The 23978-nt window shown below is 66.8% G+C and carries 30 protein-coding genes; 11 read left to right on the top strand and 19 right to left on the bottom strand.

Annotation, left to right across the window (positions count from 1 at the left end; translation table 11 throughout):
- Positions 1-5: 5 nt before the first annotated feature.
- From IE266_RS02205 to IE266_RS02195, 3 genes are read right to left on the bottom strand one after another with little or no spacing between them, the layout of a single operon-like run.
- Positions 6-371: a hypothetical protein gene (locus IE266_RS02205; RefSeq protein WP_189678394.1), complete on the bottom strand. Its 366-nt coding sequence runs from the start codon at positions 369-371 to the stop codon at positions 6-8.
- Positions 362-1489 carry an FAD-binding protein gene (locus IE266_RS02200; protein WP_189678393.1) on the bottom strand — a complete coding sequence of 376 codons (1128 nt, stop codon included), beginning with the start codon at positions 1487-1489 and terminating at the stop codon, positions 362-364. The genes IE266_RS02205 and IE266_RS02200 overlap by 10 nt, the downstream gene beginning before the upstream one ends.
- 59 nt (positions 1490-1548) lie before the next feature.
- Positions 1549-2997 carry an FAD-linked oxidase C-terminal domain-containing protein gene (locus tag IE266_RS02195; RefSeq protein WP_189678392.1) on the bottom strand — a complete coding sequence of 483 codons (1449 nt, stop codon included), beginning with the start codon at positions 2995-2997 and terminating at the stop codon, positions 1549-1551.
- Between the two features lie 81 nt (positions 2998-3078).
- Between IE266_RS02195 and IE266_RS02190 the strand changes: the two genes are divergently transcribed.
- The gene (locus IE266_RS02190) at positions 3079-3789 is read left to right on the top strand and encodes a DUF599 domain-containing protein (RefSeq protein ID WP_189678391.1); all 711 of its coding nucleotides are present in this window, start codon (positions 3079-3081) and stop codon (positions 3787-3789) included.
- 35 nt (positions 3790-3824) lie between these two features.
- Entirely contained in the window at positions 3825-4178 is a 354-nt protein-coding gene (locus tag IE266_RS02185) for a hypothetical protein (RefSeq protein ID WP_189678390.1), read from the top strand.
- A 39-nt stretch (positions 4179-4217) separates the two neighbouring features.
- Here the strand turns inward: IE266_RS02185 and IE266_RS02180 are convergent, their stop codons facing one another.
- The 4 genes from IE266_RS02180 to IE266_RS02165 all read right to left on the bottom strand — a co-directional run bounded on the left by IE266_RS02180 (position 4218) and on the right by IE266_RS02165 (position 7019).
- The gene (locus IE266_RS02180; RefSeq protein WP_189678389.1) at positions 4218-4481 is read right to left on the bottom strand and encodes a hypothetical protein; all 264 of its coding nucleotides are present in this window, start codon (positions 4479-4481) and stop codon (positions 4218-4220) included.
- A gap of 127 nt (positions 4482-4608) precedes the next feature.
- Complete coding sequence (gene rlmH / locus IE266_RS02175; RefSeq protein ID WP_189678388.1) at positions 4609-5079, bottom strand: 23S rRNA (pseudouridine(1915)-N(3))-methyltransferase RlmH; 471 nt, start codon at positions 5077-5079, stop codon at positions 4609-4611.
- A gap of 43 nt (positions 5080-5122) precedes the next feature.
- A complete protein-coding gene (gene rsfS / locus IE266_RS02170; RefSeq protein ID WP_189678387.1) occupies positions 5123-5482 on the bottom strand; it encodes a ribosome silencing factor in 360 nt (119 codons plus the stop codon).
- A gap of 187 nt (positions 5483-5669) precedes the next feature.
- Positions 5670-7019, bottom strand: coding sequence for a mechanosensitive ion channel family protein (locus tag IE266_RS02165; RefSeq protein ID WP_189678386.1), 1350 nt, complete (start codon positions 7017-7019; stop codon positions 5670-5672).
- A gap of 277 nt (positions 7020-7296) precedes the next feature.
- On the opposite strand from IE266_RS02165, the gene leuC reads away from it, so the two are divergent.
- From leuC to IE266_RS02145, 4 genes are all read left to right on the top strand, one after another.
- Positions 7297-8703, top strand: a complete 1407-nt coding sequence (gene leuC / locus IE266_RS02160) for a 3-isopropylmalate dehydratase large subunit (RefSeq protein ID WP_189678385.1) — start codon at positions 7297-7299, stop codon at positions 8701-8703.
- Positions 8704-8755: 52 nt separating this feature from the next.
- Complete coding sequence (locus IE266_RS02155; RefSeq protein ID WP_189678384.1) at positions 8756-9274, top strand: HdeD family acid-resistance protein; 519 nt, start codon at positions 8756-8758, stop codon at positions 9272-9274.
- A gap of 60 nt (positions 9275-9334) precedes the next feature.
- Positions 9335-9940, top strand: coding sequence for a 3-isopropylmalate dehydratase small subunit (leuD, locus tag IE266_RS02150; RefSeq protein WP_189678383.1), 606 nt, complete (start codon positions 9335-9337; stop codon positions 9938-9940).
- Between the two features lie 542 nt (positions 9941-10482).
- Entirely contained in the window at positions 10483-11316 is an 834-nt protein-coding gene (locus tag IE266_RS02145) for a hypothetical protein (protein ID WP_189678382.1), read from the top strand.
- A gap of 2 nt (positions 11317-11318) precedes the next feature.
- Here IE266_RS02145 and IE266_RS02140 read toward each other — a convergent pair whose 3' ends face one another.
- Positions 11319-12215 carry a sugar nucleotide-binding protein gene (locus tag IE266_RS02140; protein ID WP_189678381.1) on the bottom strand — a complete coding sequence of 299 codons (897 nt, stop codon included), beginning with the start codon at positions 12213-12215 and terminating at the stop codon, positions 11319-11321.
- A 95-nt stretch (positions 12216-12310) separates the two neighbouring features.
- Between IE266_RS02140 and IE266_RS02135 the strand changes: the two genes are divergently transcribed.
- Positions 12311-13207, top strand: coding sequence for a LysR family transcriptional regulator (locus IE266_RS02135; RefSeq protein WP_189678380.1), 897 nt, complete (start codon positions 12311-12313; stop codon positions 13205-13207).
- A gap of 3 nt (positions 13208-13210) precedes the next feature.
- Here IE266_RS02135 and IE266_RS02130 read toward each other — a convergent pair whose 3' ends face one another.
- Together IE266_RS02130 and pip are read right to left on the bottom strand one after the other, a co-directional pair.
- Positions 13211-14014, bottom strand: coding sequence for an ABC transporter substrate-binding protein (locus IE266_RS02130; protein WP_189678379.1), 804 nt, complete (start codon positions 14012-14014; stop codon positions 13211-13213).
- Positions 14011-14994 carry a prolyl aminopeptidase gene (pip, locus tag IE266_RS02125; protein ID WP_189678378.1) on the bottom strand — a complete coding sequence of 328 codons (984 nt, stop codon included), beginning with the start codon at positions 14992-14994 and terminating at the stop codon, positions 14011-14013. The genes IE266_RS02130 and pip overlap by 4 nt, the downstream gene beginning before the upstream one ends.
- Positions 14995-15043: 49 nt before the next feature.
- Between pip and ubiG the strand changes: the two genes are divergently transcribed.
- Positions 15044-15790: a bifunctional 2-polyprenyl-6-hydroxyphenol methylase/3-demethylubiquinol 3-O-methyltransferase UbiG gene (gene ubiG / locus IE266_RS02120; RefSeq protein ID WP_189678377.1), complete on the top strand. Its 747-nt coding sequence runs from the start codon at positions 15044-15046 to the stop codon at positions 15788-15790.
- Between the two features lie 15 nt (positions 15791-15805).
- Here ubiG and IE266_RS02115 read toward each other — a convergent pair whose 3' ends face one another.
- From IE266_RS02115 to IE266_RS02100, 4 genes are read right to left on the bottom strand one after another with little or no spacing between them, the layout of a single operon-like run.
- A complete protein-coding gene (locus tag IE266_RS02115) occupies positions 15806-16249 on the bottom strand; it encodes a MarR family winged helix-turn-helix transcriptional regulator (protein ID WP_189678376.1) in 444 nt (147 codons plus the stop codon).
- A 13-nt stretch (positions 16250-16262) separates the two neighbouring features.
- The gene (locus IE266_RS02110) at positions 16263-17093 is read right to left on the bottom strand and encodes a carbon-nitrogen hydrolase family protein (protein WP_189678375.1); all 831 of its coding nucleotides are present in this window, start codon (positions 17091-17093) and stop codon (positions 16263-16265) included.
- Entirely contained in the window at positions 17093-17350 is a 258-nt protein-coding gene (grxC, locus tag IE266_RS02105) for a glutaredoxin 3 (protein ID WP_189678374.1), read from the bottom strand. Before grxC ends, IE266_RS02110 begins: the two co-directional genes overlap by 1 nt.
- Positions 17351-17388: 38 nt before the next feature.
- Positions 17389-18117, bottom strand: coding sequence for a ComF family protein (locus IE266_RS02100; RefSeq protein WP_189678373.1), 729 nt, complete (start codon positions 18115-18117; stop codon positions 17389-17391).
- 17 nt (positions 18118-18134) lie between these two features.
- Here IE266_RS02100 and IE266_RS02095 point away from each other — a divergent pair, with 17 nt between their 5' ends.
- Both IE266_RS02095 and hemH read left to right on the top strand, forming a co-directional pair.
- Positions 18135-18944 carry a methyltransferase domain-containing protein gene (locus tag IE266_RS02095; protein WP_189678372.1) on the top strand — a complete coding sequence of 270 codons (810 nt, stop codon included), beginning with the start codon at positions 18135-18137 and terminating at the stop codon, positions 18942-18944.
- A 57-nt stretch (positions 18945-19001) separates the two neighbouring features.
- A complete protein-coding gene (gene hemH, locus IE266_RS02090; RefSeq protein ID WP_189678371.1) occupies positions 19002-20051 on the top strand; it encodes a ferrochelatase in 1050 nt (349 codons plus the stop codon).
- Positions 20052-20123: 72 nt separating this feature from the next.
- Here the strand turns inward: hemH and IE266_RS02085 are convergent, their stop codons facing one another.
- From IE266_RS02085 to IE266_RS02075, 3 genes are all read right to left on the bottom strand, one after another.
- Entirely contained in the window at positions 20124-20303 is a 180-nt protein-coding gene (locus tag IE266_RS02085) for a hypothetical protein (protein WP_189678370.1), read from the bottom strand.
- Between the two features lie 220 nt (positions 20304-20523).
- A complete protein-coding gene (locus IE266_RS02080) occupies positions 20524-20703 on the bottom strand; it encodes a hypothetical protein (protein WP_189678369.1) in 180 nt (59 codons plus the stop codon).
- Positions 20704-20843: 140 nt separating this feature from the next.
- Positions 20844-21452: a L,D-transpeptidase gene (locus tag IE266_RS02075; RefSeq protein WP_189678368.1), complete on the bottom strand. Its 609-nt coding sequence runs from the start codon at positions 21450-21452 to the stop codon at positions 20844-20846.
- A 171-nt stretch (positions 21453-21623) separates the two neighbouring features.
- On the opposite strand from IE266_RS02075, the gene dalA reads away from it, so the two are divergent.
- Positions 21624-22133, top strand: a complete 510-nt coding sequence (gene dalA / locus IE266_RS02070) for a divisome-associated lipoprotein DalA (RefSeq protein WP_189678367.1) — start codon at positions 21624-21626, stop codon at positions 22131-22133.
- A 6-nt stretch (positions 22134-22139) separates the two neighbouring features.
- Here the strand turns inward: dalA and IE266_RS02065 are convergent, their stop codons facing one another.
- Positions 22140-22640: a L,D-transpeptidase family protein gene (locus IE266_RS02065; RefSeq protein ID WP_189678366.1), complete on the bottom strand. Its 501-nt coding sequence runs from the start codon at positions 22638-22640 to the stop codon at positions 22140-22142.
- A gap of 106 nt (positions 22641-22746) precedes the next feature.
- Positions 22747-23967: a class I SAM-dependent RNA methyltransferase gene (locus tag IE266_RS02060; protein ID WP_189678365.1), complete on the bottom strand. Its 1221-nt coding sequence runs from the start codon at positions 23965-23967 to the stop codon at positions 22747-22749.
- Between the last annotated feature and the right edge of the window lie 11 nt (positions 23968-23978).

Raw genomic sequence — 23978 nt, 5'->3', positions numbered from 1 at the left:
TCCTGTCAGGTAAAGAACGCGGGGACGATGAGGGCCGTCACGCCGGCGGCGATCAGGAAAGCCACCAGGCGCTGGCCAAGGCCGGCCCGAGTGCCCGAGACCAGCCGCCAGCCAAGCGCCGCCAACGCGCCGCAGGCCAGCGGCACCGCCGCCGAGAGCAGCATCAACGCCTCGAAGCCACGCGACATGCCGCAGCCGGCAGCGTCACTGGTGCAGGGCGCGCTGTTCCAACCGTAGAACAGCGCCGCGAGCAGCGCGCCCCCCGCCGCCAGGACAGCCAGTGCGACCCAGGCGCGGCGCACCAGCGCGACGACGAGACCGGCAATCAGCCCGAAGACGGAAAAGCCCAGCATTCCGACAATCAGGTCCATGTGGCGGTGTCCATCAGGCCGGAATTGAGGATGCCCTTGGGGTCGAACCTGGCCCGCAGGCCCTTTGCAAGCGCCGCCAGCGGCGCCGGCTCGGGGTGAAACCGCGCGATGCCGCCGCCGGTGCCCCGCACCCTCGTGGCATGGCCCACGAAGGCGCCAAGTTCCGCGCGCAGGTCGGTGCCCGGCGCCACGGCGGTCCAGATCAGCCCGCCGCCCCAGTCGAGCATCACCCGCGCCCCCTGTGGCAGCCGGTCCACCAGCCCCGGCGCGTCCGAGGGTTTCACATGGATCCGCCAGACATCCTCCTCCCCGCCGGCAAAGCGGGCGACATCGCGGAACCAGGGCCAGTCCACCCTGTCGCTGGTCGCAGTCTCCACCTCGCCGAAGCGCGCCAGATGCGCCTTCAACTTCCCGAGCCGATAGGTGACCGAATCCTCCATCCCCTCGATCCGCAACTGGGTCGAAGGCCGGTCGTTCGCCCCAAGATCGGTATGGCAGGCCGCCGTCACCTCCCAGGGCGTGCCCAGCGCCGCGCTCATCGCGGCCACGGCCTCGGCCACGCCCAGCCCCTCGATCGAGAGGACCCCCGCCACCTCGGGCCTCGGCAGCACCTTGAGCGAAACCTCGGTCAGCACGCCCAGGGTGCCGTGACTGCCCGCCATCAGCTTGACCAGGTCATAGCCGGTGACATTCTTCATCACCCGCCCGCCGTTCTTCACAATGTTACCGGCGCCATCGACAAGGCGCACGCCCAGCAGGCTGTCGCGGCAGGCCCCGAAAAAGCTCACCCGACGCGGCCCGCTGGCATTGGTCGCCACCACCCCGCCGATGGTGCTCTCGCCGCTCGTCCCCAGCAGCGCGCGCAGGTCCGGCACCTCGAAGGCCAGCCGCTGCCCCTCGGCCGCCAGCGCCGCCTCGATCTCGGCCAGCGGTGTGCCCGCCCGCGCCACCAGCGTCAGCGCGCCCGGCTCATAGAGGCTGATCCCCGACAGCCCGCCGGTTTCCAGCACCTCGCCCGCCACCGCCAGCCCGCGCGTGCCGCCACCCCGGATCGCCAGCGGCCCCCGCGCCGAGCGGACGATGTCGGACAGCTCCTCCTCGCTCCGTGGTGCCTGCATCTTCTTCTCTTTCCAAATACTCGGGGTGAATGGGCCGCAGGCCCAGAGGGGCAAGGCCCCTATTCGGCGGCCAGCCGCACCGCGCGCCGCGTCTCGGAGGCGGCCAGCGGAAACACCTTCGCCGGGTTCAGCAGCCAGGCCGGGTCGAAGACGTCCTTGACCGCCATCTGCGCCTCCAGGTCGGCGGGCGCATATTGATGGGTCATCAGGTCGCGCTTCTCGATGCCGACGCCATGCTCGCCGGTCAGGCAACCGCCCGCCTCGACGCAGAGCTTGAGGATCTCGGCCCCGAAGGCCTCGCACAGCTCCAGGTCGCCGGGCTTGTTGGCGTCGAACAGGATCAGCGGGTGCATGTTGCCGTCGCCGGCATGGAAGACATTGGCCACACCCAGCCCGAATTCCTTGCTCATCTCGCCGATGCGGCGCAGCACGAAGGGCAGCGAGCTGACCGGGATGGTCCCGTCGAGACACATGTAGTCGTTGATCTGCCCCATCGCCCCGAAGGCGCTCTTGCGGCCCAGCCAGATGCGCCCGGCCTCGTCGGCGTCCCTGGCCTCGCGCAGCTCCACCGGGTTATGCGTCCGGGCGATCTGCTTGATGAGGCCAAGCTGCGCGTCGATCTCGGCGGGGCTGCCCTCGACCTCGACGATCAGCAGCGCCTCGCACATCGGATAGCCTGCATGGGCAAAGGCCTCGCAGGCCTCGATGCAGGGGCGGTCCATGAATTCGATCGCAACCGGCAAAACCCCGGCCTTGATGATGTCGGACACACAGGCGCCAGCCACCTCGTTGCTGTCATAGCCGATCAGCACCGGCCGCGCGCCTTCGGGCTTCTTCAGAATGCGCAGAGTCGCCTCGGTGACGACGCCCAACTGCCCTTCCGAGCCGCAGATGACGCCAAGCAGGTCGAGCCCCGGCGCATCGAGATGCCCGCCGCCGATCTCGACCACGGTGCCATCCATCAGCACCATGGTGACGCCCATCAGGTTGTTGGTCGTCACCCCGTATTTCAGGCAATGCGCCCCGCCCGAGTTCATCGCCACGTTCCCGGCGATGGCACAGGCCAGCTGCGACGAGGGGTCGGGCGCATAGAAGAAGTCCTCTTCCTCCACCGCGCCGGTCACCGACAGGTTGGTCCGGCCGGTCTGCACCCGGATGAAGCGGTTGTCATAGTCGGTCTCGATCACCGCGTTCATTCGCGCGACGCCCAGGATCACGCTGTCGGCGGTGGGCAGCGCCCCGCCCGCCAGCGAGGTGCCCGAGCCTCGCGGCACCACCGGCACGCCCATCTCGTGACAGATGCGCAGGATGTCGGAAACCTCCTGCGTGCTCGACGGCAGGACCGCCAGCAGCGGCGGGCAGCGGTAGGCGGTCAGCGCATCGCATTCATAGGCGCGGGTCTCGGCCTCGTCGGAAATCACCGCATCATCGGGCAATACCTGTTTCAACCGCTCGACCAGGCGGGCCTTTTTGGCCAGAATGGCGGGATTGGGAGCAGGCATGTCCATGGCAATCTCCAATTTTGGTAATTTAATATTACCAATATGAGGGATCGGCAAGCCGGATGCAGAGGCAAACGCGAGTCTAACATGACCTTGACCGAACGGTTGAGCATTTTTTCCGGCCTGGATTACGCCGCGCTGGCGCTGCTGGTCGGCCTATGGCTCTGGATCAGCTGGCGAATCGAGAACCCCCGCGCCCGTCGGGTATCGGTCTCGATCCTGATGGAAGGCTTCCGGCACGACTGGATGCGCGTGATGCTGACCCGCCAGCCGCGACTGCTCGACTCGCAGATGCTCAGCATCCTGCGGCAGGGCACCGCCTTCTTCGCCTCGGCCTCGATGATCGCCATCGGCGGCGGGCTGGCGCTGATCGGCAATACCGAGCGGCTGGCGGGCGTCGCTGCCGACCTGACCTCGGCCGATGTTCCGGCGATCGTCTGGGAGGTGAAGATCATCGTGATCCTGCTCTTCCTCGCCAACTCCTTCCTGAAATACGTCTGGGCGCATCGCCTCTTCGGCTATTGTGCGGTGCTGATGGCCTCGGTCCCGAACGAGCCCGACAATCCGGCCGCCGCCAACAAGGCCGAGCAGACGGCGGCGCTGTCCAACACCGCCGCGCGCAGCTTCAACCACGGAATGCGCTCGACCTATTACGCCCTGGCCTGCGTGGCCTGGCTGCTGGGCCCGCTGGCGCTGGCCGGTGCCGCGATCGTGACCACCGCCATCCTGTGGCGGCGGGAACTCGCCTCCCATTCGCGCGCAATCCTGCTCATGGCACGGTCCGGCGGCGATCTCTGATCCCGCTACCAGGCGCGATCGGCTAGACTGCGCCCATGACGTTCCGCACCGCGCTTCTGGCCTGTCTCGCCGCCTGCCCCGCCCTTGCCGATGCGCCGGTGATCCGCCATGTGACCGCCGAACACCAGGGTGGCACCTGGCGTTTCGACGTAACTGTTGCGCATCCCGATACCGGCTGGGACCACTACGCAGATGCCTGGCGGATCCTTGATGCCGAAGGTCACGAACTCGGCCTGCGCGTTCTGGCGCATCCGCACGAGACGGAACAGCCCTTCACCCGCTCGCTGTCGGGCGTTGCAGTTCCACGGTCGGTCAAGGAGGTCTGGATTGAACCGCGCTGCCTGCGCGACGGCTGGGGCGGCGAGCGTTACCGCGTGAAACTGCGCTAGGTGCGGCGGGCAAATGCCCGCCCTACGCCCGTGGCGGCGTCAGTTGCAGACGGGCCTGGCCGTCGACGGGTGGCAGGCGGGCTCCTGGTCTGCAAGGGTGGCACTGACCGCCTCTGCCGAGGCAGGCACGACGACAGGCTGCGGATCCCAGGCAAGCTGGCCGTAAAGCGCGGGGTTGGCGGCGATCCGATCGGCCATGGCTTCGGAACAGATGACCTGGGTGCCAAGCACCTGGCAGCTTTGCCCGATGGCGGGCGCAGCGAGAAGGCAGAGCAGTGCGGCAGTCACGAGGCGCGTCTTCATCGAATATCCTGTCACTGGTTGTGAACCGAAACATGCGACTTCAGACACGATGATGCGCCAGCACTGCGACGGGTTTGGGACTCGAATCAGGCAGAAGCGGGGCAATTAGCGCCAATCCGACGTGCCTTCAGACCCGGTGATAGGGCCCGCCCGCCAGAATCGTTGCCGCGCGATAGAGCTGTTCGGTCAGCATCACCCGCACCAGCATATGCGGCCAGACCATCGCCCCGAAGGACAGCGCGAAGCCCGCCTCGGCGCGCAGCGAAGGGTCGATCCCGTCGGCCCCGCCGATCACCAGCGCCAGGTCCTGCCGCCCGGCATCGCGCCAGCCGGCGAGCCTGTCGGCGAAATCGGGAGAGCTCAGCACCTTGCCGCGCTCGTCCAGCACGCAGACCAGCGCGCCCGAGGGTACCGCCCGACGCAGCAGCTCGGCCTCGGCGGCCATGCCGCCGCCCCTGCGGTCCTCGACTTCGACCAGCTTCGCCGGGCCAAGGCCCAGCGGCCGACCGGTCCGGTCGAACCGTGTGAGGTAATCGTCGATGAGGGTCTTCTCGGGGCCGGCACGCAAACGGCCGACCGCGCAGATGGAGACGCGCATGAAAGGGTCTTTCAGACCGCGCTGGGCGGCGGATGCCGTTGGCTCAGGCGCTCGGCGCCTTCGGCATCCACATCTTTTCCAGCTGGTAGAATTCGCGCACTTCCGGACGGAACAGGTGCACGATGACATCGTCAGCGTCGATCAGGACCCAGTCACCGATCTCCTTGCCTTCGACGCGGCAGATCAGACCGTAGTCCTGCTTGAGCCGGTCGGTCAGGTTCTGTGCCATCGCTGCGACCTGGCGGGTCGAACGCCCCGATGCGATCACCATGTAATCGCCGATCGAGGTCTTGCCGCGCAGGTCGATCTGCACGACGTCTTCGGCCTTGTCGTCATCGAGGGAAGCGAGGATGCGGGCCAGCAGCGTCTCGCTGTCGGGCACGCTATCGGCCGCGAGATACACGGCCCGGTCGTCAGCGGCAGTCGCCGCCAGGGTGTGAAGTGTCAGAACGTCGTCCTCCTATGGGGCGCGCCGGATACAGTGCCCGCGGCGCCGGGCATGGGATAAATCTAGCAATTCCACCGTGTCATTTCAATGAACCCCGAGACCCCGCCAGCGGTTCCTGCCTATTTATGCGGCGGGAATGCCATCAATCGGGCAGGTCGGCACCTCGTGGACGGGTTTCAAGTGTCGATCCCTCGAGCACCCGGACCTCGCGCTGCGGGAAGGGAATCGAGAAACCGTTGGCCTTGAAGGCATCCCAGAGCGCCAGGTAGACCTGCCCCTTGATATTGGTCAAGCCTCCCGCCGGATCGGCGATCCAGAAGCGCAGCACGAAGTCGACGCTGCTGTCGCCGAAGCCGACGATGTGACAGACCGGCCGCGCCGGATGCGACAGCACCCGCCCCACCGTCTCGGCCGCCTCGACGGCGACCTTGCGCACCTTGTGCGGGTCGTCGTTGTAGGACGTCCCGAAGAACAGGTCGAGCCGCACGTAGGCGTCGGAATAGGACCAGTTGACCACCTGGCTGGTGATCAGATCCTCGTTCGGGATCAGGTATTCCTTGCCGTCCCGCGTGACCACCGAGACATAACGCGCGCCCAGGCTGCCGATCCAGCCGAAGGTATCCCCCAGCGAGATTACGTCGCCGGGCTTGATCGACTTGTCGAGCAGGATGATGATGCCGCTCACCAGGTTCGACACCACCTTCTGCAGGCCGAAACCGATGCCGACGCCAATGGCCCCCGACAGCACCGCGAAGCCGGTCAGGTCGACGCCCAGCGACCGGATCGAGACCAGGAAGACAAAGCCGTAGACCAGCACCTGCACCGCCTTGGTCGCCAGCACGGCCATCGAGGGCGAGATATCCTCGTTACGGTCGAGGGCGCGGGCGGCGCGCTGCGTGGCAAGCCGCGCGACGGTCAGCAGCAGCGCGATCAGCACCGCCGCCTTCAGCAGCGTCAGCAGCGAGAGGGTGACGTCGCCGACACTCACCGAGGCCTCGTCCAGGATCCGCCCGACATCGTCGTCGAGGCCCAGCGCAAAGAGCGTGCCATAGATCCACAGGCCCCAGGCCACGATCCGGCGCAGCGTGGTGTTGCGCACGAGGCGCGACAGCAGGCCGACCAGCACCCAGACGGTGACGATGGCCGCCGCCACTCCGATCAGGTAGCTGCGCGATGGCCATGTCGCCTGCTGCATAACGCCGTAGACGATCCAGGCCAGCACGGCATAGCAGAACAGCCCCAGCCGCTGGCGCAGCTGGATCAGCAGACGCAGCCGCCACTTCGGCCAGCCCTCGCGGCTGCGCGCCCAGAGATCGAGCCGCGGCTCGAAGAAGAGCCGCAGCAGCCATGCGGCAAGGACAAGCGCAAGGATGATGCCAAGTTGATACTGCCGCCAGCCCGGCAGCAGGAAGAGCTGCACCTGGGTCCAGAACAGCGACCAGAAGTCCCCCAGCAGGGTCGAGATCGTCTTGGTTGCGATGAGTTCGTCCATGCGCCTCCCGTCCTGCGGATCAGGATGCACGGGATGGCGCGGTCAGGCAAGCCAGCCGGTCATCCCACTTCGCCGCTTGATTGGCGAGACGCGCGACTGTATCTGAAGGGCCATGAGCTTGCTGTCGATCCAGGGCCGGAACCTACAGGACCGCGCGCGTCTGCGCGAACGGTTCCACGGCGACACGCGGTCCGTCCTGGCACGGCGCTAGGAGGAGCCAAGCCGGCGCATCCGCGCCGTTTCGCCTAGCCAATTCACTAAATACGGGAGAGGACCAATGTCCCCCAAGACGCTCTACGACAAGATCTGGGATGCCCACGTGGCCCACGAGGCCGAAGATGGCACCTGCCTTCTCTATATCGACCGCCACCTCGTCCACGAGGTCACCAGCCCGCAGGCCTTCGAAGGTCTGCGCATGGCAGGCCGCAAGGTGCACGCGCCGGACAAGACCATCGCCGTGCCGGACCACAACGTGCCGACCACGCTCGACCGCGCCAATGCCGCGACGATGACAGAGGACAGCCGCATCCAGGTCGAGGCGCTGGACAAGAACGCCAAGGACTTCGGCGTGCACTATTACCCGGTGTCGGACATCCGCCAGGGCATCGTCCACATCGTCGGCCCCGAACAGGGCTGGACCCTGCCGGGCATGACCGTGGTCTGCGGTGACAGCCACACCGCCACCCACGGCGCCTTCGGCGCGCTGGCGCATGGCATCGGCACCTCGGAGGTCGAGCATGTGCTCGCCACCCAGACGCTGATCCAGAAGAAGTCCAAGAACATGAAGGTCGAGATCACCGGCAAGCTGCGCCCCGGTGTGACCGCCAAGGACATCACCCTCTCGGTGATCGGCGCGACCGGCACCGCCGGCGGCACCGGCTATGTCATCGAATATTGCGGCGAAGCCATCCGCGACCTGTCGATGGAAGGCCGCATGACCGTCTGCAACATGGCGATCGAAGGCGGCGCCCGCGCCGGCCTGATCGCCCCGGACGAGAAGACCTTCGCCTATTGCATGGGCAAGCCCCACGCGCCGAAAGGCGCCCAGTGGGAGGCCGCCCTGGCCTGGTGGAAGACGCTCTTCTCCGATGAAGACGCCCATTGGGACAAGGTCATCACCCTGAAGGGCGAGGACATCGCGCCGGTCGTCACCTGGGGCACCTCGCCCGAGGACGTGCTGCCGATCACCGCGACCGTGCCCAGCCCTGCGGACTTCACCGGCGGCAAGGTCGGCGCGGCCGAACGCTCGCTGGAATACATGGGCCTCAAGCCCGGGACGCCGCTGCAGGACGTGACCATCGACGCCGTCTTCATCGGGTCCTGCACCAACGGCCGGATCGAGGACCTGCGCGCCGCGGCGGCGGTGCTCAAGGGCAAGAAGATCAAGGACGGCGTCCGCGCCATGGTTGTTCCGGGCTCGGGCCTGGTACGCGCCCAGGCGGAAGAGGAAGGCCTCGCCGACATCTTCAAGGAAGCCGGTTTCGAATGGCGCCTCGCGGGCTGCTCGATGTGCCTGGCGATGAACCCGGACCAGCTGGCACCGGGCGAACGCTGCGCCTCGACCTCGAACCGCAACTTCGAAGGCCGTCAGGGCTACAAGGGCCGCACCCACCTGATGTCCCCCGCCATGGCGGCGGCGGCGGCGGTGACCGGCAAGCTGACGGACGTGCGCGAGCTGATGTGAACCGGGGCGGCGGGGTGAACCCCGCCCTACCCCACCTGGCAGGAGAAGGGCGATGAAGGCATCCACAGCACTCCTGGTGATCGGCGTCCTGCTGATCATCGGCGGCATCTTCGCCCTGGCGAACCCGCTGGCAGCCTCGATCGCGGTGACCACCCTGGTCGGCGCGATGTTCCTGGCCTCGGGTGTGCTGCAGGCCTGGTTCCTGTTCCGGGATCCTGGCGCGCATCACCGGCTCTGGAACGCCTTCGTGGCGCTTCTGACCATCGTGGCGGGCGTCTGGCTGCTGGCCAACCCGCTGGCCGGGACGGTCTCGCTCACCCTGATGCTGGGCGTGGTCTTCCTTATCATGGGCATCGCCCGCCTGCTGATCTCGTCGCGCCTCTCGGGCACGCCGTTCTTCTGGCTGATGCTCCTCTCAGGGGCCGCATCCACGCTGATCGGCGTTCTGGTCTTCACCGACTTCCAGAGCGCGGCAACCTCGCTGCTCGGCATCCTGCTCGGCATCCAGCTTCTGGCGGAGGGCGCTGGCCTTGTCGCCATCGGCCTCTTCAGCCGACGCCTCGACCGCTGAGGCGCGGCATATCACCTTCAACCCGTCGACGGGGACCACCCCGGCGACAAGGAGACAGACATGGACAAGTTCGAAAAACTCACCGGGATCGCGGCCCCCATGCCGCTGGTCAACATCGACACCGACATGATCATCCCGAAGCAGTTCCTGAAGACCATCAAGCGTTCGGGCCTCGGCGTGAACCTCTTCGACGAGATGCGCTATGACCGCGACGGGAAGGAAAACCCCGATTTCGTGCTGAACAAGCCGCAGTACCGCGAGGCGCAGATCATCGTCGCCGGCGACAACTTCGGCTGCGGCTCGTCGCGTGAACACGCCCCCTGGGCGATCAAGGATTTCGGCATCAGCTGCGTGATCTCCACCAGCTTCGCCGACATCTTCTTCAACAACTGCTTCAAGAACGGCATCCTGCCGATCGTGCTGCCGAAGGAAGCGGTCGACGTGCTGATGAAGGACGCCGAGAAGGGCGCCAACGCCCGCATGACGGTGGACCTGCCGGCCCAGACCGTGACCACCTCGGACGGCGAGGTGTTCCACTTCGAGGTCGACAGCTTCAAGAAGCACTGCCTGCTGAACGGACTCGACGATATCGGCCTGACGCTGGAAAAGGCCGCCTCGATCGACGCCTTCGAGGCCAAGGCCGCCGCGGCCCGTCCCTGGGTCTGACATTCGCGTGGGTCGGCTCCGGCCGGCCCGCTGCGCCCCTGCCTTCGGGAGGCATGACCTCCCGCACAAGGCCCCCTTCCCCCGACATAGCCCGCAAAACGCCCCGCATCCGCGCCCATGCGATTGCGGCAGGCCCGACAGAATCGCCCGCCGCGCTTCTGCCGCATTGTGCCGGCGCTGATCTTGTTTTGCGCTCAATATCAGGATGTTGGGGCGGTTCTGTTCGTTAACGAAAACAATCCCGCTGGATCGTTTCGCCGCGAATATGGCAGTGACCGGGCGGCATTTTTCCCCGGCCCACCAGATTTGGTGCCTCTTTCGTGACAGTCGCCTAGAAGACACAAAAATTGATGCAAAGAGGCACCAGTTTGTCCTCGTTTTTGCCTCAAACTTGAAGTGTCATGGCGCCATGGCTTGAGCGGCACTCTAATTGCCGCCACAAATGAGGCCAAAATGAGGCATTCCACCCAGACACGGGCGGATTCAACTGGAACAGGTATCCGGCGATGTATCGGGACCGTCCAGATTGAAAGGATCGGACAGTGATCGGACGGATCGCAGGCGCAGCCTTGCGCGGACTGTTGGTGGCGCTGCTGGTGGCGACGCCCTCGTTGCTGCTGCCCGGCAGCATAACGGACGCGTCCGAGATGATCGCCCTGCTGGCCATCCTTGCCGGCGCGCTGACCTTTGCCGAATACAACACCGAATTCCCGAGCTTCATCGAATTCCGCGACGCCCCGCCGCTGAACCGGCTGCGCTTTTTCTGCCTGCTGGCGATGTTCCTCGTCCTGACCACGATCACCCGCCACACCACCGACCCGAGCGGCCTCACCGCCTTCCTGACGGGTCTCGGCGGCCTGATCGGCCACCTGACCGACTTCCCCTATTCGCCGGTGCGCCTCGCCATCCTGATGCTGCCGACCGAGGCCGGCGTGCAGACCGTCGACGCGGTGCGCATCGCGGCCGGCGTCTCCTATGTCATCGCGATGCTCACCGTGATCGCCTTCCTGATCTCGGTCCGCGTGATGGGCTGGCCCACCAGCAGCGGCGCCTTCAACGTCTGGGTGAACCTGCCGCTGTTCGACCCCACCACTGGCGGCGACGTGGTGCACCGTCTCCAGCGCGATGGGCGGATCAACATGATCGTCGGTTTCCTCGCGCCCTTCTTCGTTCCGGCGCTGATCAAGCTGGTCTCCGACAATTTCGAGCCGCTCTCGATGGAAGACCCGAAGACCCGCATCTGGCTGCTCAGCGCCTGGGCCTTCCTGCCCGCCAGCATGATGATGCGCGGGCTGGCGATGTCGCGCATCGCCGAACTGATCGAGGAAAAGCGCCGCCGCGTCTACGCCAGCGCCGAGGCGATGCAGACCGCCTGAACCTATCGGGCCGTCACTGCCTGCTCCGGCACCTCTGCCACCCCTGCCCCGATGGCGACGGCCAGCGCCGCCTCCAACTGCGTGTGGCGAAAGCCGGGCAACAGTTCCTGGAACCGCGCGCCGTCCAGCCAATGCGGCCTGCGCCAGAGATAGGACATCTCGACCAGCCGCCGGGCCATCGGCCAGACCGGGCGCAGCAGGTGCAGCGGCAGATACGAGAACCGCTTCAGCTGCAACCCTCGGCCCGTGACCCGTGACAGGGCCGCCACCAATTCGCGGCCGGTCAGGGTATAGCCGGGGAAGGGCACGTCGGTGAACGCGGGCAGGCTCTCGCGCTGCTCGGCCAGCAGCACGGCGGCACGGGCCACATCCGGCAACCAGGCCCAGGCGTGGGGAATGTCGGGATTGCCCGGATATTGCACCACGCCCCGGTCGAGCCGCGCGACCAGGATACGGTCGAACCAATTCCCCGAGGCGCCTGCATCGATGAAGTCACCCGCCCGCAGGACGATGGTCCGCACGCCCGAAGCACGGTAAGCCGCCTCCATCGCGATCCGCACCCGGCCGAGGCCGTTGGTGGCCCCATGCGGCGTGCGCTCGGACCAGGGCGCGGGCGTCTGTTCACCGAAGACATAGACATTCCCCGGCACGATGACCGTGGCCCCGGTCTGCTGCGCGACCTTGATCACCTTCTGCGTCAGGCCCGGCACCTGCTCGGCCCAGTCGGTATAAAGCGGGTTCCAGGCGTTGACGATCACATCCGCCCCCCAGGCCGCACGGGCAAGATCGCCCGAGGCACGGTCATAGTTGCGAACGGTCCAGCCAGCCTGGGCAAAGGCATCGGCGGCGGCACGGCCAAAACGGCCCGAAGCGCCGAGGATCAGAACGGTCTTGGACATCTGGTGTCTCCTTGGTTCATCCGATGGCACCAAGTTAGCTATTCAGCAGCAACGGGAACATTGCCCGAAACTGCAGCTATGGTATTCATCTATGAATGGATAACGCACTCACCTCCCTCGACTGGTCACTGATCCAGGTCTTCGTCGCCGTGGCCGAAACCGGCTCGCTCTCGGCCGCCGCCGCGCGGCTGGGGCGCAGCCAGCCGACGCTTGGCCGGCAGGTGCAGTCGCTGGAGCAGGCGCTCGACGCCACGCTCTTCGAACGCCACGCGCGCGGCCTGCGCCTAACGTCGCTGGGCGCCGACCTTCTGCCGCTGGCGCAACAGATGCACCAGGCGATGAACGCGCTGACGCTTACCGCGGCGGGGCAGAGCCAGCGGCTCGAAGGCACCGTGCGGATCACCGCCTCGGTCTTTGCCTCGCACTACCTGTTGCCGCCGATCCTCGCCCGCATCCGCGCCGCCGAGCCGGCGATCTCGCTGGTGCTGGTCCCTTCGGACCGCAGCGAGAACCTGCTGTTCCGCGAAGCCGACGTCGCCGTGCGCATGTTCCGCCCGACGCAGATGGACGTGGTCACCCGCCACGTCACCACCATCGAAATGGGCATCTTCGCCGCGAAGTCCTACCTCGCCCGCCATGGCCGTCCCCAGCGGCCCGACCAGCTCTTCGACTTTGACCTGGTCGGCTATGACGCCGACGAACTGATCCTGCGCACCATGCGCAAATTCGGCTGGCCGGCCACCACCGAGGATTTCGCGGTGCGCTGCGACAACCAGGCGACCTACTGGGAACTGGTGCGCACCGGTTGCGGCATCGGCTTCTCGCAACGGGTCTCGGGGCGCGCCGATCCGGCCGTCGAGGAGATCGACCTCGGCATCAGTATCCCGCCGCTCGACGTCTGGCTGGCTGCGCATCCGGCCATGCGCCAGACGCCACGGATCAGGCGGGTCTGGGACATGCTGGCCGAGGAATTGGAAAAGTCGCAGACCTGAGGCTCAGGCGATCCACCAGCGTTCGGCGATCCGCCCGTCATCCAGCGGCGCGCGGCTGCCGACCTGGCGCGGGATGCCCACACCGGCGCGGGCGGCAATGGCGATGTTCTCGGCGTTCGGGTGATAAAGGAATTCGCCCTGCCCGATCAGCCCTGCCGCCTCGGGCAGATAGACGAGGTCGACGTAACCGCCCCGCAGCGCCTCGGCCCGGACCGCGGCGTCGGGGATCACGATGACCTCGATCCGGTCGGCCCAGCCGGCGGTCCCGGCCTTGTAGTGGCCTTCGATCCGTGTCGCCAGCAGATGCCGCGCCTCGTCCATGCGGACGATCCGGTAGGCCCCGGTGCCCGCACCATTGCGCCGAATGGCATGGGCCGGATCCGCCAGATCCAGCGGCAGGCGCACATTCGCGGTCTCCAGTTCGAACACCAGGTCCTGAGCCGACTCGACGTGAACCGCCCGCACCGACGGCAGATCGCCCAGCGCCTCGGCCACGTGTCGGGCGTGTAGCGCCGTGCCGTCGTGGAACCGCGCGTCCTTGCGCAGGCGGAAGCTCCACCGCCGCGCGTCCTCGCTGCCGGTCCAGGACAGCGCCAGCTCGCCCCGCAGGGTGCCATCGGGCGCGATCTCGGTCAGCTGGTCAAAGGTGGCGCCTTGCGCGATCCGCGCCAGGCTGCCGTCGCGCGGCACCGCCAGGCGCATCACCCCACCGGCACGGGGTCGCGCATCCGCCGAAAGCCCCGAGGCCGCCAGCAGCGCCGCGGCGGCACCGGAGGTGAACAGGGCACGGCGGTCAAGGCGCGTCATTTCAGCCCCCGCGCCTCGGCGATGTCGTCCATCGCACGCACCAGTTCCGCGGAAATGCCTGGTTCGCTCAGCGCATGGCCGGCATTGCGCACCAGCTTCAGCTCGCCCTTGGGCCAGCGGCGCGACAGCTCCCAGGCGCCATGCGGCGGGCAGATCATGTCATAGCGCCCCTGCACGATAACGCCGGGAATATGCGCGATCCGGTCCATGTGGGCCAGGATCTGGCCATCGAACTCCAGAAAGCCGCGGTTGATGAAATAGTGGTTCTCCAGCCGCGCGAAGGCGCGGGCATAGTCACCGGGGCTCTCGCCCGAAGACCCGCTCGAATGGATCGAGGCCAGCGCATTCTCCCAGGCCGACCAGGTACGCCCGAACTGGGTTTCCTGCATCATGTTCCCCGAGAACAACCGCCGGTGATAGGCGGCGATCAGGTCGCCCCGCTCGTCCTCCGGGATCGGCGCCACGAAGCGTTCCCAGGTCTCGGGCCAGAACCTGCCGGCGCCGCCGCCATAGAACCAGTCCAGCTCGGACTGGGTCATCAGGAAGACGCCGCGCAGGATCATGTTGCTGACATGGTCGGGATGCGCCTGCGCATAGACCAGCGCCAGCGTCGCTCCCCAGCTGCCGCCGAAGACGATCCAGCGGTCGATCTTCAGAACCTCACGGATCGCCTCGATATCGGCGACGAGGTGCCATGTGGTGTTATCGACAACCGAGGCATGGGGCCGCGACCGCCCGCAGCCGCGCTGGTCGAACAGGATGACGCGATAGACCTCGGGGTCGAAATACCGCCGCATCGCCGGGCTGCAACCGCCGCCGGGCCCGCCATGCAGCACCACCACCGGAATGCCCTCGGGGTTGCCGCATTGCTCGACATAGACGCTGTGGCCCTGGCCAACATCCAGCATCCGCTGATCGAAGGGGTCGATCGGCGGGTAAAGATATTGCACTGCGCGCTTTTGATCCGGGTGTCTGTCCATCAATGCCCTATATAGTCGTCAGGAATAGAATGATCACGCGGAGTCAGCAATGCCAGTGTCACAAACCACCGTCGATCCTGCCGAGGTTGCCAAGTTCGAGGCAATGGCGGCCGACTGGTGGGATCCGTCCGGCAAGTTCAAGCCCCTGCACATGCTGAACCCCTGCCGGCTTGATTACATCTGCACCCAGATCGCCACCGAATATGACCGTGATCTCAAGGCCCAGCGCCCGTTCGAAGGGCTGCGCCTGCTCGATATCGGCTGCGGCGGCGGGCTGCTGTCGGAACCGATGGCGCGGCTGGGCGCCGAGGTGGTCGGCGCCGACGCGGCGGCGCGCAATATCCCGGTGGCGCAGATCCATGCCGAACAGATGGGGCTGGACATCGACTACCGCAACACCACCGCCGAGGCGCTGGCCGAGGCCGGCGAACGCTTCGACGTGGTGCTGAACATGGAGGTGGTCGAGCATGTGGCAGACCCGCTCGCCTATCTGACCGCCTGCCACGACCTGCTGAAACCGGGCGGGCTGCAGGTCTGCTCGACCATCAACCGCAACCCCAAGTCCTACGCCATGGCGATCTTCGGGGCCGAGGTGGTGATGCGCTGGCTGCCGCGCGGCACCCACGAGTGGAACAAGTTCATCACCCCCGACGAGCTGTTCGCGCTGCTCGAACAGGCAGGGCTGCGCCCGGTCGACCGCAAGGGCTTCGTCTTCAACCCGATCAGCTGGGCCTGGCGCCTCTCCGACCGCGATCTCTCGGTGAACTACGTCACGGCGAGCCTGCGCCCGGAGTAAATCCCCGTTTAGGGTCTAATCCTTGCGCTCCAGCCGCGCCCGCAGCTCGCGCAGGACCGGCAGCACGGTGCGCACCTTCTCGGTGCCCAGGTCGCCGACAACCTCGTTCAGCATCGGCGCGAGGGCAGCGACCGCATAGTCGCGCGCCTGCCGCCCGGCCGGGCTGATCGCCACCATCTTGCGGCGGGCATCGTCCCAGTCGGGCCGGATGTGGACATAGCCCGCCCACTCCAGCTTGTTCAGCGTATTGGTCATCGCGCCGCGGGTGACGTGAAAGGTCTCGGCCAACTGCGCCGGGCTGCGTTCGCCCCCCGAAAAGGCCAGGTGGTTCAGCACCGAGAAATGCGAGATCTCCATGCCGCGCGGCAACACCTTGCCCAGGCGGTTCCGCATGAGCTGGTCCGCGGCCAGGACCTCGCTGAACAAGGCGACCGCCAGGGTATTGTTGTCGTCCGCCATGAATCCTTCCCTGTCAGGGGCCGTCGAAATGCCTGACATGGGTCAGTGACGGAACCTTCCTGCGCGCATCGCTGACAAGCCTAGCATCCAGATCCACGATATGAAAACCCGGCTCGGTCCCGCCATCGACCAGCACCTCGCCCCAGGGCGAGACGGCCAGGCTGTGACCATAGGTCCGCCGCTGCTTGCCCGTGGTCTTCGGATGCTCGCCCGTCTGCGCCGGGGCCAGCACGTAGCAGCCCGTCTCGATCGCCCGGGCGCGCAGCAGGCTGTGCCAATGTGCCGCGCCCGTCACCGGCGAGAACGCCGCCGGAACGGTCAGGATCGAGGCCCCGGCCTGCGCCAGCGCCTGGTAGAGCGCCGGGAACCGCACATCATAGCAGACCGACATGCCGATCGCGCCGAAATCGGTCTCGGCCAGAACGGCGCGGCTGCCGGGACGGAAGCCCGCCGATTCGCGATAGGTCTCTTCCGGCGTCACCTCGACGTCGAACATGTGGATCTTGTCGTACCAGGCGCGCACCGCGCCATCCGGCCCGATCAGGAAAGAACGGTTGGCAAAGCGCCCGTCCGGATCGCCGGTCTTGAGCGCCAGCGACCCGATCAGCAGCCAAACGCCGAGGTCCGCCGCCTTGCGGCGCAGCCCCTGCAAGGTGATGTCATCGGCTTCCTGCTGCAGCACCGCGTTCTGCCGCTCGCGGCTGGCGGAAACGCAGTTTGTGACCTCCGGCGTCAGGATGAAACGCGCGCCGGCAGCGTGGGCCTCGTCCATATAGCCGATCACCGTCTCGAGGTTCGCCGCCGGGTCGTCACCCGAGCTGAGCTGAAGCAGCGCCGCCCGCATCAGTCGGCCAGCATCGGGTCAAGCTTGCCCGCGCGCTCCATGGCGTAAAGATCGTCGCAACCGCCGACATGGGTGCCGCCGATAAAGATCTGCGGCACCGTGCGCCCGCCGTTCGCGCGCTGCGTCATCTCGGCCCGGCGCTCGGGCGCGGCGGCGACGTCAATCTCGGCATAGCTCACGCCCTTCTGGGTCAGCAGCCGTTTGGCCGCATGGCAATAGCCGCAAAGCGGCGTCGTGTAGATTTCAACCTGTTTCATGTCCGGCCTGTGTCCTGTGGTCCGTTTCGACAGGGAACCTAGTGATCCTTGGTCACCCGCGCCAGTGCCAGCACGAAGACCTCACCAGATTGCGCTTGCCGGCAGGCCTCGGCACAGGCCGCCAGCGTCGCGCCCGAGGTCATCACGTCATCGACCAGCAGCACCGGACGGCCCACAAGACGCGCCTTTCGGCCGGGGTGAACCGCGATCGCCCCGTCGAGATTGGCAAACCGCTCGGCCGCGCTCCGCCCATCCTGGCTGGCGGTCGCCCGCCGGCGCAGCAGCAGGTCGGGACAATGCTCAAGCCCGGTTTGTTCCGCCAACGCGCGGGCCAGCAGCGCGCTCTGGTTATAGCGGCGGCGCAGCAGCTTGAAGCGGTGCAGCGGCACCGGCGCGACCAGCAGGTCGGGCCGCAGGAGCGGCCGCGCCGCGCGGGCCAGCCAGGGCGCGGCCAGCCGCGCCACCTCGGGCCGGTCGCCATGTTTCAGCGCCAGCACCAGCGCGCGGCCCTTGTCACGATAGAGCATCGCCGACCGCCCCCGCGCCCAGGGCCGGGGCGTGGCCATGCAGTCGTCGCATTCCACCCGCACCGCCTCGTCCGCGCCGGGCAAGGGCGCGCCGCAGGCATCGCAGACCGTGCCGCCGATGAAGGGCGTCTCGCGCCAGCACTGCGCGCAAAGGGCGAAATCGCTCTCGACCAGGGCCCCGCATCCGACGCAACGTGAGGGAAACAACAGGCGAACTGCCGTTTGAAACACCGCGCGCATGTGGCTAGGTATCCGCCATGACCAACCCACCCGCCCTGTTCGACCGCGCCGCCCTAGCGGCTCACCGCGCCCGCGCCCTGCCCGAGGCGCTGTTCCTGCACGAGGCCGCCCGCGACGAGGTGCAGGATCGCCTCTCAATGGTTAACAGAACCTTTACGGCGCCGGCCGTGGTCACGCCCTTTCCCGCGCTCTGGGAGGGCTTCGGCAAGATCGCGGCCGACAGCGACACGCTCGACCTGCAACCCGGCGCGCATGACCTGGTGGTGCATGCCATGTGCCTGCACTGGGCGAATGACCCGGTGGGCCAGCTGATCCAGTGCCGCCGCGCGCTTAAACCCGACGGGCTCTTCCTCGCCGTCCTGCTGGGCGGCCAGACGCTGAACGAATTGCGCGCCGCCCTGGGCGAGGCCGAGTCGCGCCTGACCGGCGGCCTGTCGCCTCGCGTCGCCCCGATGGCCGAGATCCGCGACCTTGGCGCGCTGCTGCAACGGGCGGGGCTGGCGCTGCCGGTGGCCGACAGCGTGCCGGTCACCGCCGCCTACCGCGACCTCTTCCACCTGATGCGCGACCTGCGCGCCATGGGCGAGACCAACGCCCTTTCCGCGCGCCGCCGCGGCCCAACCCGCAGGGCGCTGTTCGAGACGGCAAACAGTCTCTACAAAGACCATTTCGCCACGCCCGAAGGCCGCCTGCCCGCAACCTTCGACCTGATCTGCCTCACCGGCTGGGCGCCCGACGAAAGCCAGCCCAAGCCGCTGAGACCCGGTTCCGCCAAGGCCCGTCTCGCCGATGCGCTCAAGGTTCCGGAAACCAGACTGCCCGATTGACGCAAGCAGATATCCGCCTATTTCACCCGGATGCCCGCAGACGAGGACGTATTCCCGATGACCGAAGCCACCCGGCCAGCCCACGCACCCGCCACGCACCCCGCCCTCCCCCGCGAGAAGGTGGGCATCCTGCTTGCCAACCTCGGCACGCCGGACAACCACGACTACTGGTCGATGCGCCGCTACCTGAGCGAGTTCCTGTCGGACAAGCGCGTCATCGACTACCCCGCGTGGAAATGGCAGCCGCTGCTGCAGACGGTGATCCTCGCCAAGCGTCCCTTCTCAAGCGGCGCCAACTACCGGCTGATCTGGAACACCGAGGCGAACGAAAGCCCGCTGATGACGATCACCAAGGCGCAGACCGCGAAGGTCGCCGAGACCATGTCAGCACGGTTCGGCGCGCGCGTCATGGTCGATTTCTGCATGAGATACGGCAACCCTTCCACCGAATCGAAGGTGCGCGAGATGGTCGCGCAGGGCTGCAGCCGCATCCTGTTCTTCCCGCTCTACCCGCAATACGCCGGGGCCACCACGGCCACCGCCAACGACCAGTTCTTCCGCGCGCTGATGAAGGAAAAGTGGCAGCCCGCCAGCCGCACGGTCCCCGCCTATTTCGACCACCCCGCCTTTATCGAGGCGCTGGCGCAATCGGTCGAACGCACCTACGCGACCCTCGACCACCGGCCCGACCTGCTGGTCTGCTCCTACCACGGGATGCCCGAACGCTATCTCACCTCGGGCGACCCCTACCACTGCCAGTGCCAGAAGACGACGCGCCTGCTCAAGGAACGGCTGGGCTGGGAATCGTCCGATCTGGTCACGACCTTCCAGTCGAAATTCGGCCCCGAGGAATGGCTCAAGCCCTATACCGTCGAAGAGGTCGCGCGCCTGGCGCAAGCCGGGACCAAGCGGATCGCGGTCATTGCGCCGGCCTTCTCGGCCGACTGCATCGAGACTCTGGAAGAGATCAACGGCGAGATTCGCGAAAGCTTCGAACACGCCGGCGGCGAGTCGTTCACCTACGTGCCCTGCCTCAATGACGATGACGCCCATATCGCCGCGCTTGGCGAGATCATTGCCGAGAACCTGCGCGGCTGGGTCGACTGACCTGGCCGGCACAGCAAATAAAAAAGGCGGTGGTTTGACCCACCGCCTTTTCTTTGTTCCGTATCGTGCCGATTAGTCAGCAGCGACAGCAGCAGCCACCAGAACCAGCAGGATCAGCGGCAGCAGGATGCCCGACGACGAGCCTTTGGCTTCGGCGACGACAACCGGCTCGACCACGACCGGTGCGAGCGAACCAGCAGTTGCGGTCGAAGCAGCTGCAGCCAGGGAAGCGGCGAGAACGAGTTTCTTCATGTTAACCTCCAGTTTCGGCGCGCAACAGCATCCTGCGACGCGCACAATAGACGTACCTCGTATGATTTTTCTAACCAGCAAAAAGGAGGGATTGCAAATGGTTGTTGGAAGCGGTGCCCTAGGCGCCCGGTAAATGTCGTCAATTTGGCAACACTCTGGGTCCGCACGGGCACCCGGACGGCAGCCGGGCCGCCGTCCGGAGCAATTGAGCGGCGTTGCGTCAGTCGGCGGCGACGGCAGCAGCCACCAGAACCAGCAGAATCAGGGGCAGCAGGATGCCGCTGGACGAACCCTTGGCGTCCGCGACAACGACGGGCGGCGAGACGACAGGAGCCATGCCGCCGGCAGTGGCGGTGGTTGCGGAAGCGGCCAGGGCAGCGGCGAGAACGAGTTTCTTCATGATGACCTCCAGGTTCTGCGCCACCCGAACAGCCAAATGGCGCACCCGCAAAATGCACGGGTGCAGCAAATATATCAGATGCTTTCGATTCGTCGCCAAGCGACGATTGACGTATCGTCAGCGCGTGACGCGCCTTCGCGTCAAATGAGCAACACCTGCGTCCCGACCGAAGCCATGCCGAAGAGCTTGGCAATATGCTCGTTGTAAAGACCGATGCAGCCGTTCGACGACCGCCGCCCGATCTTGCGGGTATCGTGGGTCCCGTGGATCCGGTAATATTGCCAGCTCAGGTAAAGTGCGTGTGTTCCCAGCGGGTTATCCGGACCCGGCGGGATGTAGCTCGGCCATTCCGGGTTGCGCTCCAACATGCTCGGCGTCGGGCGCCAATCCGGCCCTTCGACCTTCTTGACAACGTTGGTCCGGCCCCGGCGGGTCAGGTCTTCGGTCGCCGGCACGCTGGAGGGGAACAGGTAATAGGTGCCGTCCTCGGTCCAGAAATGCAGCGCGCGCGAGGTGATGTCGACCAGGATCGCGCCCTTTTCCAGGTTGGTGAAGTAGGGCTGCCATTCCAGCGAGCGGAAGCTCGAGATGTTGTGCCGCACCGAATGCGACAGGTCCCGTTCAAGCTCGGTCGTGGCGGCGCTGTTCACGCCCTGCTGCTGCGCCAGCACCGGGCCCGCGGCAACGGCGGCTGCGGCCCCCGCAAGGAAACTCCGGCGCGAAGGAAGGAAATCTGAAGATCTGGTCATGACTCTGCTCGTCCCGTGTTCTCACGCTGACTTTGCGCCCTAAATATTGCCGGAATGACGCAGTCGCAAATCAAACCGGCGTAACCCGGCCAAATTCTGCCGTTGTGCGTTTGCGGCGCATCTGCGGTCAGGATAAATGCGGGGCCGGGTCGAAGACAAAGGGGCAAAAACATGGTTCGGCACGTATCGATGATCCTGGCGCTGGCAGTTGCGCTGGCTGGGTGTACCGTGCCGGAACCTCAGCTCGGTGCCGATGGCCGCCCGTTGCCGCAGGTCTACAAGATCCGCCCCGCCGACCAGGCCAAGATCCAGTTCCGGATGCTCGACGCCGTCAACGCGCTGCGCGGCGCCGCCGGGGCCGTTCCGGTGCAGATGAACGCCCAGCTGACCGCCGCCGCCGCGACTCACTCGCGCGACATGTCGGTGCAGAACCGCCCCTGGCACTTCGGTTCGGACGGCTCCTCGCCGATCGACCGCGTACGCCGCGCCGGCTATCCGGGCACCATGCTGGGAGAGGCGATTTCCGAAAGCTACGAGACCGAACTCGAAACGCTCGGCGGGTGGATGGACGAACAGGGCACGCGCGAGGTCATTCTCGACTCCCGCGCGCGCGCCATGGGGTTCTCGTGGTTCCAGGAAACCAACGGCAAGATCTGGTGGACGCTGATCCTGGGCGACTGACCGGGATCAGGCGTAGATCGAGATGACCGTGCCCTCGCGCACCATCGCGTAGATGTCTTCCATCTCGCGGTCCTTCACCGCGATGCAGCCGGCAGTCCAGTTCTTCTGCTTCGACAGCTTCTTGTTGTCGTTCGGCTGGCCGTGGATGAAGATATCGCCCCCCGCGCGTTTGCCCTGCGCCTTGGCAAAGGCCACGTCCTGCTCGTTGGGGTAAGAAATCCCCAGCGATAGGTGGAACGCGCTGTTCGGATTGCGCCGGTTGATGAAATAGGTGCCTTCCGGGGTCTTGCCGTCGCCCTCGAACTGCTTCGGTCCCGCCGGCGCAAAGCCGAGATCGATGTCATAGGACTTCAGCACCTCGGTGTGATGCAGCAGGTACATCTTGGACGCCGTCTTGTTGACAACGATGCCCGTCACCTCCGGGCCCCGATAGGTCCGGAACTTGCTGGCGCAGCCTGGAAGCGCCAGCGCCGCGAGAATGCCAAAGCCGAAAACACGGCGTTTCATTTGTCTGCCCTCGTTCATTTTTCGGGCAGAAATACCCGCGCTCGGGGCGCCTTGCAAAATCAAATTCGCGCGGGGTCGGTCGAAAAATCGCCGATCGTGGCCCGCGTCACCCGCGACGGAAGGCAGCTGCCAGTTCGATGTGCACCGACCAGCGGAACTGGTCGATCACCTGCACCCAGTCGAGGCTGTAGCCGGCATCGACCAGCACCCGCGCATCCCGCGCGAAGGTGACCGGATTGCACGAGACATAGGCGATCACCGGCAGCCCGGCCTTCGCCAGTTCGGCTGTCTGCGCCTCGGCCCCGGCGCGCGGCGGGTCGATCACCGCGGCGTCGAAGCGTTTCAGTTCATCCGGCATCAGCGGACGGCGGAACAGGTCGCGCGCCTCGCTTGTCACCTTCTTCAGCCCCTGCGCCTGCCGCCAGCCTTGGTCCAGCGCCTGCACCATCGCCTTTTCACCCTCGACCGCGTGCACCTCGGCCTGCGCCGCCAGCGGCAGCGCGAAGGTGCCGCAGCCTGCAAACAGATCGACCACCCGCTTGGCGCCGCCGGTGATCTCGGCCACGGCGGCCAGCAAGGCCGCCTCGCCCTGCGGAGTCGCCTGCAGGAAGGCGCCCGGCGGCGGCGCGACCTGTGCTGCACCAAAGGCCTGCACCGGCGGCTCGCGCAGGGCGACAACCTCGTCCTCCCAGGTCAGCCGCGCCAGGCGGTGACGCTCGGCCAGCCCGGCCAGCTCCATCCGCAGCGGCGTATCCGCCGGCTTGCCCCCGGCCACCAGCACGTCGAGCCCGTTGCGCGTGACCGTCAGAGTCACGTCCATCTCACCCTTGCGGCTGGCTCCGGCCTGCGCCAGCGCCTCGGCCAGCGGCAGCGCCGCGATCAGCGCGGGGTCGAGCAACCGGCAATCCGGGATCTCGACGATGGTGCCCGAGGCCCGGCCGTGGAAGCCCGCCAGCGACCCCTTCTTGGTTCGCCGCACCGCCAGGGTGGCCCGCCGGCGCGACTGCGGCGGCGAGGTCACGACCGGCCGCCACTCCGTTTCGATCCCCTGCGCAGCGAGCGCCGCGCGCACGACCTCCAGCTTCCACCCCTCGACGAAACTGTCCGAGGCATGCTGCAACTGGCAGCCGCCACAGCTGCGATAATGCCGGCAGGGCGGCGCCACCCGGTCCGGCGAAGGCGTGACGATGCGGATGTCGTCCAGCTGGCTCCCGGAGACCTCGGCGCTGATCGTTTCGCCCGGCAGGGTGCGGGGCGCGAACAGCGGGCCGGGCGCGATGCCGTCGCCCATATGGCCCAGCCGCTCGATGGTGAAGTCCTGACGCATGATCGGAAGAT

Source organism: Seohaeicola zhoushanensis (assembly GCF_014656415.1).
In the GTDB taxonomy this organism is placed as follows: Bacteria; Pseudomonadota; Alphaproteobacteria; order Rhodobacterales; family Rhodobacteraceae; genus Seohaeicola_A; species Seohaeicola_A zhoushanensis.
The sequence above is the reverse complement of the archived record's forward strand: the minus strand, read 5'-3'. Positions and strand labels throughout refer to the sequence as shown.

Excerpts from the sequence above, each read along its gene's own strand:
- IE266_RS02205 (WP_189678394.1), bottom strand. The coding sequence starts at position 371 with ATGGACCTGATTGTCGGAATGCTGGGCTTTTCCGTCTTCGGGCTGATT.
- IE266_RS02200 (WP_189678393.1), bottom strand. The coding sequence starts at position 1,489 with ATGCAGGCACCACGGAGCGAGGAGGAGCTGTCCGACATCGTCCGCTCG.
- IE266_RS02195 (WP_189678392.1), bottom strand. The coding sequence starts at position 2,997 with ATGGACATGCCTGCTCCCAATCCCGCCATTCTGGCCAAAAAGGCCCGC.
- IE266_RS02190 (WP_189678391.1), top strand. The coding sequence starts at position 3,079 with ATGACCTTGACCGAACGGTTGAGCATTTTTTCCGGCCTGGATTACGCC.
- IE266_RS02185 (WP_189678390.1), top strand. The coding sequence starts at position 3,825 with ATGACGTTCCGCACCGCGCTTCTGGCCTGTCTCGCCGCCTGCCCCGCC.
- IE266_RS02180 (WP_189678389.1), bottom strand. The coding sequence starts at position 4,481 with ATGAAGACGCGCCTCGTGACTGCCGCACTGCTCTGCCTTCTCGCTGCG.
- rlmH (WP_189678388.1), bottom strand. The coding sequence starts at position 5,079 with ATGCGCGTCTCCATCTGCGCGGTCGGCCGTTTGCGTGCCGGCCCCGAG.
- IE266_RS02165 (WP_189678386.1), bottom strand. The coding sequence starts at position 7,019 with ATGGACGAACTCATCGCAACCAAGACGATCTCGACCCTGCTGGGGGAC.
- leuC (WP_189678385.1), top strand. The coding sequence starts at position 7,297 with ATGTCCCCCAAGACGCTCTACGACAAGATCTGGGATGCCCACGTGGCC.
- IE266_RS02155 (WP_189678384.1), top strand. The coding sequence starts at position 8,756 with ATGAAGGCATCCACAGCACTCCTGGTGATCGGCGTCCTGCTGATCATC.
- leuD (WP_189678383.1), top strand. The coding sequence starts at position 9,335 with ATGGACAAGTTCGAAAAACTCACCGGGATCGCGGCCCCCATGCCGCTG.
- IE266_RS02140 (WP_189678381.1), bottom strand. The coding sequence starts at position 12,215 with ATGTCCAAGACCGTTCTGATCCTCGGCGCTTCGGGCCGTTTTGGCCGT.
- IE266_RS02135 (WP_189678380.1), top strand. The coding sequence starts at position 12,311 with ATGGATAACGCACTCACCTCCCTCGACTGGTCACTGATCCAGGTCTTC.
- IE266_RS02130 (WP_189678379.1), bottom strand. The coding sequence starts at position 14,014 with ATGACGCGCCTTGACCGCCGTGCCCTGTTCACCTCCGGTGCCGCCGCG.
- pip (WP_189678378.1), bottom strand. The coding sequence starts at position 14,994 with ATGGACAGACACCCGGATCAAAAGCGCGCAGTGCAATATCTTTACCCG.
- ubiG (WP_189678377.1), top strand. The coding sequence starts at position 15,044 with ATGCCAGTGTCACAAACCACCGTCGATCCTGCCGAGGTTGCCAAGTTC.
- IE266_RS02115 (WP_189678376.1), bottom strand. The coding sequence starts at position 16,249 with ATGGCGGACGACAACAATACCCTGGCGGTCGCCTTGTTCAGCGAGGTC.
- IE266_RS02110 (WP_189678375.1), bottom strand. The coding sequence starts at position 17,093 with ATGCGGGCGGCGCTGCTTCAGCTCAGCTCGGGTGACGACCCGGCGGCG.
- grxC (WP_189678374.1), bottom strand. The coding sequence starts at position 17,350 with ATGAAACAGGTTGAAATCTACACGACGCCGCTTTGCGGCTATTGCCAT.
- IE266_RS02100 (WP_189678373.1), bottom strand. The coding sequence starts at position 18,117 with ATGCGCGCGGTGTTTCAAACGGCAGTTCGCCTGTTGTTTCCCTCACGT.
- IE266_RS02095 (WP_189678372.1), top strand. The coding sequence starts at position 18,135 with ATGACCAACCCACCCGCCCTGTTCGACCGCGCCGCCCTAGCGGCTCAC.
- hemH (WP_189678371.1), top strand. The coding sequence starts at position 19,002 with ATGACCGAAGCCACCCGGCCAGCCCACGCACCCGCCACGCACCCCGCC.
- IE266_RS02085 (WP_189678370.1), bottom strand. The coding sequence starts at position 20,303 with ATGAAGAAACTCGTTCTCGCCGCTTCCCTGGCTGCAGCTGCTTCGACC.
- IE266_RS02080 (WP_189678369.1), bottom strand. The coding sequence starts at position 20,703 with ATGAAGAAACTCGTTCTCGCCGCTGCCCTGGCCGCTTCCGCAACCACC.
- IE266_RS02075 (WP_189678368.1), bottom strand. The coding sequence starts at position 21,452 with ATGACCAGATCTTCAGATTTCCTTCCTTCGCGCCGGAGTTTCCTTGCG.
- dalA (WP_189678367.1), top strand. The coding sequence starts at position 21,624 with ATGGTTCGGCACGTATCGATGATCCTGGCGCTGGCAGTTGCGCTGGCT.
- IE266_RS02065 (WP_189678366.1), bottom strand. The coding sequence starts at position 22,640 with ATGAAACGCCGTGTTTTCGGCTTTGGCATTCTCGCGGCGCTGGCGCTT.
- IE266_RS02060 (WP_189678365.1), bottom strand. The coding sequence starts at position 23,967 with ATGCGTCAGGACTTCACCATCGAGCGGCTGGGCCATATGGGCGACGGC.